Genomic DNA, 12,405 nt, shown 5'->3' with positions numbered 1-12,405 from the left:
CCGTCTATTGCCTGTTGCTATCCATGAGTCATCCTCTGCGACTATCGCGACGCCGAAATTCGCGGCGGCGCTGCGCCCTGAGGGTCGAACACTTGGAAAGCCGGCAACTTCTGGCCGGTTTACCACTGGGGGCGAGCTCGTTCGATACGGCCGAGTATCTGCTGGGCCGCGTGGCGGTAACCCCGGTGTTCATCGAAAGCGATGGCTCGATCGATCCCAGCAGCCAGGACTGGTCGACCGAAGAGATCGCCGAGACGTTGGCCAAAGTGACCGAGGGGATGCAGTGGTGGGCCGACACGCTGGACGAACTCAATACCGTCCATTCGCTGGAATTCGTAATCGACGACAGCTTTGCCACCACGCCGTACGAATCCCCTTACGAACCCATCGCCCGGCGTTCGGACGATTACGTGCTTTGGGTCTCGCAGTTTTTGCATGACGTAGGCCACGCCGACAGCGGTTCGCTGGACCAAGGGATTCGCGAATTCAACGACGCCCAACGCCAGAAACTGGACACGGACTGGTCGTTTACGATCTTTGTCGCCGCAGCGGATGCCAATGGTCAATTCGCATCGGGGGGCTCGTTCTCGACAGCCTTCGCCTTGCCCGGAGGACTGTTTTTTGTCTCGCCATCGTCGCGTCCAACATCGACGTTTTCGCACGAAGCGGGGCATATTTTCTATGCCCTCGATGAATATCAGGGAGGGGCATCCGCCCAACGAAGTCGAGGCTATTACAACACGCTCAACTCGAACGCGATCGATGGCAACCCTCAGGCTGGGTTTGTCCAACAGCCGAGCATTATGTCGGGGGGAACCGTCCTACAAACGGCTTTCTTGAATCACACGAGTGCGGCTTCGACGCTGGCACTTGTCGGCTGGCAGGACAGTGATGGTGATGGAATCTTCGACGTCTTGGACGTTCCGCTGAAACTCTCCGGCAGTGGGCGATTCGATAGCAATACCAGCACCTATCGCTTCCAAGGGACCGCCACCGCGCAGGCTTTGCCCAATCAAAACCCATCGGGATTGCAGAACGATATCACCCTGAACGAAATCAGCTGGATCGAATACCAAATCGATGGTGGCGACTGGATCGTCGCAGCGCAGCCCAACCTGCAAACGGCCGCCCTGGACCTGCAGATCCCAATCAGTGCTGCGTTTAACGAGATCCGGATTCGTGCAGTCGATCGACAAACCGGAGTGACCAGCAATCTCTTCACCGGCACCGCCGATCTTCCGGCCACCACCGAATCGGTAGCAGCCATCTCCGGTCATGTGTGGTTGGACCGCAAAAACGACCAGACGTTTGATTCGGCGGATCCTGGAGTTGCGGGCTTATCAATCCAATTGATCGACGAACTGGGACAGCCTATCTCCCTGGTAGAAGGCGTCGACCCCGATAATTTCCCTACTGGCGGCGTGCCAGAAACGCCGGGGGTGACGATTTCTGCCATCGGGACTGCCGTCAACAGCGATGTTTTTGCGGTGGAATCGGAGTTTGCTACCACGGGGACCGATGTCTTCGCGGCGCTCGCGATTCAACAATTCCGTGGTTCGGAATCATGGTCCTCGGCGCGCGATCAAATCTTCCAAGCCACGTTCGACGACCCCGTCAGGCAGGTCTGGATCGATGCGACTGCATTAACCGCCCCCGCGTATGGCCGAATCGAAGCCTACGATTCCAACGGAGACCTGATCTACCGTGTCACTAGCGACGCCATCGCGACGGGAGAGAGCGTCACGCTTGAAATTGCCACCGAAACGGCACAGATCGCATCGGTCCAGGTCTTTGGACACGCCGAAACCTCGATCGCGCTGGACAACCTGCGATTCGGCACGCCGACAGCCACTCAAACCGATCGATTGGGAACGTTTTCGTTTGTCGGACTGCCCGACGGCCAATACCGAATCCAAATCGATACCGAGCGTCCGGAGATCTTCCAGATTCAAGATCCGCTGATCGACGTCGACGTGACCAATGGCGCGATTCAGTCAAAAGTCGCCGTCCGCGTGCTCCAACTGACAAGCCCGTGGCAAAATCCCGCCGACCGATTCGATGTCAATGACAGCAATTCGCTCGAACCGCTCGATGCCCTACAAATCCTTAACGAAATCAATCGAAACGGCAGCCGCGCACTGACCTCCGACGATATCGGCGCCCGCTATTTTGATGTCAACGGCGACGGGTTGATCGCGCCCATTGACGTCCTGAACGTCATCAACGCCATCCAACGTACTCCATCTGCCTCCAGCGAAGGGGAATCGGTCGCGATGAGCGACCAGTCCCCTGAGGACCGCTTCACCGAGGTCGTTCGTGATGCCTCGGCAAGTGTTCCGTTGCAGGCATTTTCCCAGGTCGCCGGTGAGCAAACCGACAAGGAAAGCTTGGTTGCACCATCGGATCACGAACAAGCGACCGATGCATTTTTCGCGACGCAACGTCTCGCTTTGTTCCAACCGATCCCCGGTTTAATTACCCAACACGCGACACCGACCAATCAAACAGCGTCCCCCAATCCGGAAGAAAAAGACGACGCAAACGAAACAGAAGTCTCGATAAGCTCCCTACAATGGAACGTACTTCCATCGGGCCCCTCAGCAGAACCGTTCTAAAGGCAAAACTTTATTCTCGGTTTTAGTGGAACTATAGCGGTATTTCTGGTTCTAACTTCTGTTTTCGCACCTCGACGACATTCTCATGACCAAGAAAACTTGCTAACCCTGGCAGTCTGGATAAGATAGGGGAAATTGCTGTAGTCAACCGTTCGTATTCGTGTCTTCCCCCACGAACCCCGACGTGCACGGCCCCCCCGGATGTCTTGTCAAACCTTATTTTCCGGCAAGCTTCAACGCATCGATCATCGTAAATAACGACCCCGCTTCTCGCAGACCAAACAATAGGAATGGCGATGAACCAACTGCGCCAACGGTTTTTGAAGTCACGCAAAAAAAGCACCAGCCGGCAACGGCGGAAATTGTTTGGAGAGGCGTTGGAAGGCCGGCAATTGCTTGCCGCGGACATTGCGGTCCCAATGGATGGACTCAACCCGCACCACAACTATATTTTCGGCACCGACACGAACCGCGATTATCAAACGACAGCGGTCGATGCGTTGATCGTGATCAATCGTTTAAACTCCGCCAATTCGTCGGCGAGTGGTGAATTGGGATCGACCAACGGTGAGGAAGTCTTCCCCGACGTCAACAACGACGGTTTCATTACGCCGCTCGATGCATTGCGTGTTCTGAACACGATCAATCGTGGCGAAGGAGAACTTGGCCACATTCTTGAGCTCACTTTGGACGTTTCTCAAGACAACGTCTCCTTGCTGCGAGCCAACGATCCCACGGCCTCCTCCAACCCGATGATCACTCGAGATTTCGAACTGATGGTCGGTGAGAAATTCAATCTTGAAGTTCGATGGTCTCACGCGCCAACTGGCATTTCCAAGCCACTGGGTGCCTACACTGTCTATGCGGATATTCTGGCCAACAATAAGGACGCCTTCGCGCCGGTTCTGAGCGAAACGCAGATACTAACGCTCGGGCCCAACTTCAATTCAACCGCTGGCGGTAGCTACCAGGTGAGTTTCCCTGGCAAAACGCCCGCCACAGTGACTATTGATGACATCCGCAACGATGGTATCGAAGGATCGCTTGCCAATGCAATCGAGCAAGCAGGTGAATTTGAAGCTGGAAGTATCATTGTCTATCAAAACGGCGTTCGGCCCGAGACAACCGACCCATTTGAATTTGTGGTTCGATATACCGGCGACGACGAAGAACTCATCGACATCACTGCGTTTGAGGTTACGACCAATCTCACCGACATTGGTGGCCAACTGCTGGACATCCCAACCTCGGTTTTGGAAATCCCCGTCTACATAAATAACGACGAGGCACAGGGGTTCAACCCCAACGCGCTCCGCTACAACATCGATTTCCGGTCGACGAACCTGAACGAAGAATCTTTGTACACTTTCGGTGCAAATGGAGTCTATACGCTCACCGGCGATGGAAACGTCGACGGCGACGACGTCGTCTTCGACGAGGTTGGTGGCTTTTCGAGCTCACTCTCTGGAGCCGGCCTTCCCGGGATCGCTCCAGACGATCCAGTGTACACTGGACAGGATTTCGAGGCCTTTAGCCTCGAATTGATCGTGGTTCAGCCCGCTGACAATGTGACGTTCAGCTTGAACCTGCCCGACACCACCGGAACCGAGCTTGTCGTCTTTGGAAGCGACGTGAGCGTGCCTGACGATCGCGTAAAAATCGATCTTTCTGAAAACGGGAACGGTTTGGTCCGCGGCACGTTTGTCGCAGTCCCCGAAGACATCACGATTGGCGCCGACAGTCTGACTGTTGCGGAGGACACGACAAGCAACGCGTTCGATCCGGTTGCGAACGACGTGGAGATCGATGGGGGCGTGCTGACCATCAAGACCACCGGCGGCTTCACACAACCGACCAACGGTACCGTCACACGCGTTGGCACAACCAACAGCTTCACCTACAGGCCAAATCTCAATTACAACGGTCCCGACAGCTTCACCTACACCGTTGTTAACAGCGAAGGCGTCGAAGCGACCGGTGTTGTTTCGATCACAGTCACCCCGGTCAATGACCCTCCCACGGCAGTCAACGATTCTGGCACAGGCCTGACGACGCCTGAGACCGATCCGTTGACGATCACCGCCGATCGTTTGCTGGCCAACGACCTCAAGGGCGCCGATAACGAATCGGCTCAGGTCTTGAGCGTTACCGACGTCTCCCCCGCGTCGTCCAAGGGAGGAACGGTTTCGTTCAACTCTTCGACCAAGGAAATCCTGTACACGCCGAAGAACGGTGAACTTGGTAACGACACCTTCACCTACACGATCAGCGATGGCGCGGGCGGAACGGCGACGGGGACCGTCACGGTCAACGTAACCGACGTCAACACATCGCCGATCGCTGGTAACGACACGATCACCGTCACCGAAGACACACCGTTGACATTCGACGTTTCGACGCTCTTGGCGAACGATTCGGACGACAACAACATCTTCAGCATCGCGAGTGTGACCAGCGGGACCGGCGTCGCTTCGGGAACCGCCACCCTGAACGCGTCTGCAGGCACGATTACGTACACTCCTGCGGCGAACGTCTTTGGCACCGCCGCCGACTCGTTCACGTACACTCTATCCGACGGAGTGAATGCTCCCGTTACCGCCACGGTTCAGGTCAACATTACTGGCGTCAACGATCCGCCCGAAGCGAACGATGACACCGAGACCTTCGACGAAGGCCTGACGCCTCGAACCGTCAATGTGCTTAGCAACGATACCGCGGGCCCTGGCGAATCCGGAACCCTAACGATCGTCAGCGTCACCAATCCGCCGGCGGGCAGCGGCACCGTCACGATTGCAAGCAACGGACAGTCGTTAATCTACACCGCACCATCGGCCACCTTTGTCAGCACGGACGTTTCGTTCACCTATACGGTGCAAGACAGCGCGGGACTCTCAGCAACCGCGGACGTTCAACTGAACATCGTCCCCACGGTTCGCCCACGAGCACTCCCCGAGATCGTGAATATCAACGAAGACTCGAGCGCGATTAACATCAATGTGTTAGCCAATGACCTCGGCAACGAAGGGCACCAGGTGACGCTCGAATCGATCGACACCACGGGCTTCCCCGCCGCCGCGGGAACGCTGGAGATCAACGACCAAGGCACCGAAACCAAGACCGACGATGTCGTCACCTTCACCCCGGCAGCGAACTACTTCAGCACCAGCGGTCTGACCTTCACCTACACGATCAGCGACACCAGCGGAAACGATTCCGAAGCGGCTGCGATCGGTGCCAACACCGCGACCGTCACGATCAATGTCGCTTCGGTCAACGACAAGCCCGTCTTTGGTGCCGACACGTTGTTCGAAATCGACGAAGACGAAACCTTCACGCTTCCTGCAAGCGTCTTGGCAAACGATTCGGCAGGTCCACCGAACGAGCAGCAAACGCTTGTGATCTCCGCGGTTGCAGCCACCTCCGGTGCCGGCGGCACGGTCACGCTCTCCGGTGGCGTCGTCACTTTCCAACCGGCTGCCGATTACCACGGCAACGATTCGTTCACCTACACGATCAGCGACGGCGTCGATACGACAACGGCAACAGCCAGCTTCTCGATCGCGTCGATCAACGATGCTCCAAACCTGCTTCCCGTCACTCAACTGACCCAAGGTTCCGAAGCGATCACCTTGGACAAGAGCACCTTGCTGACCGGAGCAACTCCCGGCCCTTCCAATGAATCGAGCCAAGAGTTAACGATCTTTGCGATTAGCACCGGCAGCTCGACTTCGGCCAATGGCAGCGTCGTCCTCAACCCCGATCAATCGATCACCTACACGCCCCCTGCTGGTTTCTCCGGAACCGACACGTTCCAGATCTCGGTTCGCGACAACGGCACACCTAACGAAACGGCAACGGCGACGATTTCGATCACCAACAACGCCGCTCCAGTCGTTGGTAACGACACGGTTTCGACCTACAAAGGGCTGACCAAAACAATCCTCGTCAGTGACCTTCTGGCGAACGATTCGGACGCCGAAGGCGATCCGCTGACGATCACATCGATCACCCAGCCGTCGGTTGGAACCGCTGAACTGAGCGCCGATGGCCTTTCGATCGTCTTGACGACCCCGAGCGAAACGGATGCCGAAGCGACTCAATTCACCTACACCGTGACCGATTCGTTCTCCGAACGTATCGGGATCGTCGACGTGGAGATTCTGCCATTCCAACCAAGCACGATCAGCGGATCGGTCTACGTCGATCAAGCCAACGGCAGCACACCCAACGGTTCCCAAGACGTTGGCGAGATTGGACTCGGTGCCGTTCGCGTCACCCTTTCCCAAGCGGGCGCGCCCGCCTTGTCGGTCCTCTCCGATGCCTACGGCAACTTCAAATTCGAGAATGTCGCTCCCGGCACATACACGCTCTCCTACGAGACTCCAACCGGTGTCAACGACAGCGCGAGCAATCCCGACAGCATTGAAATCGTGATTGGTCCCGCGGGTGGAGAGGAATTCAAAGACAACTCCTTCACCGCCGAGAGCCTCAGTGCGACCGCTGGCAATACGCTCGATCGCTACATCGGCAGCTACCTGATGGCACTGCAACGTGCCAATGGTGGCTTGACCGACGCGGACCTCGCAGCCCTTTCGCAACAGGGGATCGTCTTCGGGATCGACGAAAACGACGAAATGTCGTTCATGTTTGTGAAGGGTGGCACCGGCTTCCAAAATGCGGCAGCGATCACGGCGACGTTAAGCGACGACGGAAACCAACTAGAACTGACCAAATGGTACGCCGACGGTAGCAAATCGAACCCCGTCGTGATTCAACGATCGCTGTTCATCTCGATCGAAGATCCCGAAACCGGGGACACCGTCATTCGCGTCCTGGGCGATGTCGCGTTCACTCAAAGCACTTTGCCCGAAGGGGAAGCTAGCCTTGACGCCTACACCGAGGCTGTCGACGAGTATTTTGCAGGAACCTAATCCTGCGAATCGGGGACGATTCCGACGAGGTCAGCTGAACCATTGGTACTGACCAGTCGGCTCGACAGCGTTCTTGTAGTGTTCGATCCGCTCGGGCTGCTCCAGCCCCGGCGGCCACCAGACGGCGATCACATCGATCCGCGCCCGGTGCTCTAACAACCGATGGCGTTTCAGAAACGAGAGGGCGGCGCGTGTCAGTCGCCGCTCTTTGTCGGCATCGATCCGGTCCGCCGGATGTCCGCGATGATCGCTTGTCCGCGTCTTGACCTCGACGAACACCACAGTTCGTTTGTCGACTGCCACCAGATCGATCTCTCCGATTCCCTGGCGATCATTCTGCGAGACGATCCGATAGCCCAGCTTGCGAAGATAGCGCTCCGCAGCCCGCTCGCCACGCTCTCCCAGGGGGCGACTGAGATCGATTTTACCAAACCGCCAGTCGTCGAATCGACGCATTAGTTGTGTAAGCACAACACCGATTCTACAGCGTCCGGCAACGCGATTGCGCAGCAAAACCGCCCAGTCGATGAAATGCTATGCGACGGAAGACTCCATCCAACTGGATGGAGCAGGGTAGGGGAGGGCGGACCGCTCGCGTACCGACCAGCGACCGATGCCGGCTTAAGAATACAACCGGATCGCTTTGATGATCTCTTCCAAATCGTTGGGCAACGCGACAGCTCGGTTGGCAAAACTGGCCCGCTGCACGCCGCGGCTTCCCAAGACGTCGTTAAAGACCGCCTGGTCAGTCGTGTGATAGGCGACGGTCGCTGTCGGGTCTTTCAACTGATGCCCGGTCAGGATGCAGACGACGCGGTCGCTCGGGGCGATCACCCCTTCGCGGCGAAGCATCTTCGCTCCGGCAACGCTTGCTGCACTGGCCGGTTCGCAACCGATTCCGCCAGCGCCCACCTTCGCCTTGGCGTCCAGGATCTCTTGGTCGGAGACCTGGCGGACGACGCCATCGCAAGCTTCCAACGCGCGCAGACACTTCTTCAAATTCACCGGGCGATTGATCTCAATCGCGCTGGCGATCGTGTCCGCCTTGGCCCCATCGCGGTCCATCTCGTCGTAGAACGCACGGATCGGATCCATGTCGACATTGCCGCCGTTCCAACGGACGCCGCGGCGTTCGTACAGTTCGTACAGCGTGTCGGCTCCCGATGCGTTGATCACTGCCAAGCGTGGAATCCGATCGATCAGCCCCAGTTCCTTCAGCTCGGTAAACGCCTTGCCAAACGCACTGCTGTTCCCCAAGTTGCCGCCGGGAACAACGATCCAATCGGGAACTTCCCACTGCAACGCTTCGAGAACGCGGAACATGATCGTCTTCTGGCCTTCCAGCCGGAAGGGATTCACGCTGTTGACCAGATAGATCCCCAGTTCATCGCTGACCTGCTTGACGCGGATCATCGCATCGTCGAAGTCGCCAGCGATTTGCACGGTTAACGCACCATACTCCAGGGCCTGACTGAGCTTGCCGTAGGCGATCTTGCCCGATCCGACGAAGATAACCGCCTTCATCAATTGGCTGACCGCACAATACATCGCCAACGACGCGCTGGTGTTGCCGGTGCTGGCACAAGCCGCTCGCTTGGCACCCATCATGTGCGCGTGAGTGAAGGCGGCACACATGCCGTTGTCTTTGAAGCTGCCCGACGGGTTCATCCCCTCGTACTGCAGATACAACTGGCCCGCGTTCATACCGACGTATTGGGCGACCGATTCCGCCTGCTGCAGCAACGTCTGACCTTCCCCCACGGTGACGATCTTGTCGTCGGGGGCAAATGGCAGCAACTCTTTAAATCGCCAAACACCGCTGAACCGCAGCCGATCGTGCCGCTGCGTCCAGAATTGTTCGAAGTCCTTCAACTTTGTCGGAACCGTACCGCGATCCCAATCGTAGACCACGTCGACCAGATCGCCGCACCGATCGCAACTGGTGCGCACCGACTCCGCCTCGTAGGTGGCGCCACAGGAGGGCGAGATGCACTTCTGAAGCGCGATTCCTTCGGTCTTGCGATGCGATGGTTTCGTCTGGAGCATGATAGCGTGATTCGATTGCGTGGCGGCGGATTGTGTAATTCGGGGGACTTTGCCAAGTCATCGGTCCCAAACTATAGAATAGATCGGTTTTTCTCGTTTGTCGCTAGATTGGCATCGCCAGACCTGCTAATTGAGACCAGAAAATTCGATTTCCGGTATGCTGTTTCAAATTCGACGAAGCAACAGGAACCGCAAGACAAAAAACGAGTATTCTGGTGGAGAAAGCGACGATGCTCAGTCCCAACGGCGATCCGCAGGTGCTAGCAAACGCCCCCGCCGGCCGCTCCAATCCCCCTCTCCAATCGCGTGACGGAAGCCCCTTGTCGCACTCCAACCCTTTGCCAGCCATTCCCGCCAACCGCTACGTCACCTTTTTCGCACTGGCAATCCTCGGTGCGATCGCCGATCTGTGGACCAAGCAAGCGATGTTCGCATGGCGTGGGCTGCCCGGCATGCGGCCGCCCCACTGGGTTGTCGAAGGTTATGTTGGCATCGAAACCGCCGTGAACATCGGCGCCGTCTTTGGAATCGGCGCCGGCAAGGGACAGCTGTTTGCGGCGATCTCGGTCGTCGCGGCGATCGCCATCTTCGTCTGGCTGTTCGTCAAACGAGCCGCCCACCAGTGGCTGCTGACCATCGCCCTGGGATGCGTGATGGGAGGCATCATCGGCAACCTCTACGATCGGCTCGGATTGTGGTGGGAACCGGGCATGGATCCGCGTTGGCAATCGGGAGTCCGCGATTGGATTCTGTTCCAAGCCAGCGACACACTGAAATGGCCCAACTTCAACATCGCCGACAGCCTGCTGGTCTGCGGCGCGGCGATGCTGATCTACCGATCGTTTTTCCCTGTCGATGAATTCGACGACGACAAACCCAACTCTCGAGAAGAATCCAACGAGGCGCACCGTGACGACAACTCCTCCCAGTGAATGGTCCACGCGCGACGAAGGTCGCGTCGCAGCGATGATCGACTTGGCCCATGCCGCCGGCCAACTGACGCTCAACTTCTTCGGCGACGCGACACTTGCTGTCGATCGCAAAGGAGACGCCTCGCCGGTGACCGAAGCCGATCGCAGCGCCGAGCGACTGATCCGCCAACGGGTCGCCGAATCGTATGGCGACGATGCGATCCTGGGCGAAGAGTTTGCCGACACGCAGGGCAGTTCGGGCTACCGTTGGATCGTCGATCCGATCGACGGCACGAAGTCGTTCATCTGTGGTGTTCCACTCTATTCGACGCTTGTCGCCGTGGAGAAAGATGACCAAGTGATCGCCGGGGCGATCGTGATCCCCGCCCTGGGCGAATCGATCGTCGCAGCGATTGGCAGTGGCGCGTGGCATCGCCGCAACCGTGATGCCTCTTGGACCGCGGCCCACGTCTCGCCTTGCGACCGCATCGAAGACGCCGTCTTTCTGACCAGCCAAGTCGACAGCTTTGCCAACCGCGGAGCCGCCGCGGCGTACGACAAGCTTCAATTCTCGGCATCGATCACTCGCAGCTGGGGCGATGCGTACGGCTACCTGTTAGTCGCCACCGGCCGCGCCGACATCATGGTCGATCCGATCGTCAACCCTTACGACGTCGCCGCCGTCCAGCCGGTCCTGACCGAAGCCGGCGGCCAATTCAGCGACTGGAAAGGCAATCCAACGATCCGCGGCGGCGACGCCTTCGGCACCAACGGCCACCTGCACGCCCAAGTCCTATCGCACCTCGGCGGCTAAGCTCCACCCCACTCAAGCCAAACGCCCCCCCGCCAGCCGCGGAGCGGCGATCGCGTAAAGCCTGGCGGCGCAAGCCCCAGGTGACGGCGATCCCAAAAATCGCCTCCCACGCGCGCACCGCCTCCAACGCTCCGATCTCGGACCGCAGCCCGATAAAAACTTGCCACGTATTGCAACCAGCAATACAATTGGGAAACGGCAGATTCGAATCGAGGAGCATATCTCGCGATGCAAAAAACAAGCTCACTGATGGTCCGACTGGACGAACAGTCCAAAGCGACGCTGAATGCGGCCGCTGAACTTCGACGAATCAGCGTCAGCGACTACGTCCGCAGCGTTGTCGTAGGACAAGCCGAACGGGAATTGGCAGCTGCCGAAGCGCAGACGATTGCCATGACGGCCGAAGAGCAGTTGCAGTTCTGGAATGCTCTGGCCAAGCCGCCTAAACTGTCCAAGGCTCAAAAAGAGCTGGGAGCGATGATGCGAGGCGAGGCGTGAGCGGCGTCCGCTATCCCGACGGATGGCGTGTTGAACTGCTCGACAAATCGCACAACCGGAAAAGTTTCCGTTGCGGGCAGACGCAAGTCGAATCGTGGCTGAAGAAGTCTGCGTTGCAGAGCCAAAAGAAGCACCTTAGTTCGACCAAGGTCTTATTGGATGCCGATGCACATCTGGTCGGCTACTACACGCTAGCGACTTCACAGGTCGACTTTTCCGACCTCCCGGCCGAGCTCGCTCGGTCGCTTCCTCAACGAGGACTCCCCGTGGCGGTACTCGCTTGGTTAGGAGTTGCCAGTTCGTTTCAGCACCGAGGGATCGGACAACGCTTGCTTGCGACCGCGTTGAAAGACTGTCTCGACGCGTCCCAAACCTTCTCGTTCATTGCGGTCATACTCGATTGCGTCGACGAACCATCAAAGCAGTTCTATCAGCGTTTTGATTTCGCGACTTTGCCCGGTTACCCGATGCGAATGTATCTGCCATTCAAAACACTTCAGCAATTGGCAACATAGACGTTACCCAATCAAAACGGTATCGACTGCTGCAAACCAGAACAGAAACATCCTCGCGACTCTTCGAGAATCATG

At 57.7% G+C, this 12,405-nt stretch carries 8 protein-coding genes; 6 read left to right on the top strand and 2 right to left on the bottom strand.

The window, feature by feature from the left end; genetic code table 11:
* Nucleotides 1-92: 92 nt before the first annotated feature.
* Both Poly24_RS02405 and Poly24_RS02400 read left to right on the top strand, forming a co-directional pair.
* Nucleotides 93-2,615: a dockerin type I domain-containing protein gene (locus tag Poly24_RS02405; protein WP_145089940.1), complete on the top strand. Its 2,523-nt coding sequence runs from the start codon at nucleotides 93-95 to the stop codon at nucleotides 2,613-2,615.
* Between the two features lie 296 nt (nucleotides 2,616-2,911).
* Nucleotides 2,912-7,546: an Ig-like domain-containing protein gene (locus Poly24_RS02400; protein WP_197452262.1), complete on the top strand. Its 4,635-nt coding sequence runs from the start codon at nucleotides 2,912-2,914 to the stop codon at nucleotides 7,544-7,546.
* Nucleotides 7,547-7,576: 30 nt separating this feature from the next.
* Here the strand turns inward: Poly24_RS02400 and Poly24_RS02395 are convergent, their stop codons facing one another.
* Both Poly24_RS02395 and thrC read right to left on the bottom strand, forming a co-directional pair.
* Complete coding sequence (locus Poly24_RS02395) at nucleotides 7,577-8,017, bottom strand: YraN family protein (protein WP_231753432.1); 441 nt, start codon at nucleotides 8,015-8,017, stop codon at nucleotides 7,577-7,579.
* Nucleotides 8,018-8,167: 150 nt separating this feature from the next.
* Nucleotides 8,168-9,592, bottom strand: a complete 1,425-nt coding sequence (gene thrC / locus Poly24_RS02390; protein ID WP_145089934.1) for a threonine synthase — start codon at nucleotides 9,590-9,592, stop codon at nucleotides 8,168-8,170.
* A 215-nt stretch (nucleotides 9,593-9,807) separates the two neighbouring features.
* Between thrC and Poly24_RS02385 the strand changes: the two genes are divergently transcribed.
* The 4 genes from Poly24_RS02385 to Poly24_RS02370 all read left to right on the top strand — a co-directional run bounded on the left by Poly24_RS02385 (nucleotide 9,808) and on the right by Poly24_RS02370 (nucleotide 12,330).
* Complete coding sequence (locus Poly24_RS02385) at nucleotides 9,808-10,524, top strand: signal peptidase II (protein WP_231753431.1); 717 nt, start codon at nucleotides 9,808-9,810, stop codon at nucleotides 10,522-10,524.
* Nucleotides 10,502-11,317 carry a histidinol-phosphatase gene (gene hisN / locus Poly24_RS02380; RefSeq protein WP_145089928.1) on the top strand — a complete coding sequence of 272 codons (816 nt, stop codon included), beginning with the start codon at nucleotides 10,502-10,504 and terminating at the stop codon, nucleotides 11,315-11,317. Before Poly24_RS02385 ends, hisN begins: the two co-directional genes overlap by 23 nt.
* 228 nt (nucleotides 11,318-11,545) lie before the next feature.
* Nucleotides 11,546-11,815 (top strand): type II toxin -antitoxin system TacA 1-like antitoxin, encoded by a 270-nt coding sequence (locus tag Poly24_RS02375; RefSeq protein WP_145089925.1) that lies wholly within the window; start codon nucleotides 11,546-11,548, stop codon nucleotides 11,813-11,815.
* Entirely contained in the window at nucleotides 11,812-12,330 is a 519-nt protein-coding gene (locus Poly24_RS02370; RefSeq protein ID WP_145089922.1) for a GNAT family N-acetyltransferase, read from the top strand. Before Poly24_RS02375 ends, Poly24_RS02370 begins: the two co-directional genes overlap by 4 nt.
* The last annotated feature ends 75 nt before the right edge of the window (nucleotides 12,331-12,405 follow it).

The organism is Rosistilla carotiformis (assembly GCF_007753095.1).
Taxonomy (GTDB): Bacteria; Planctomycetota; Planctomycetia; order Pirellulales; family Pirellulaceae; genus Rosistilla; species Rosistilla carotiformis.
This window is presented reverse-complemented; position numbering and strand designations above follow the sequence as displayed.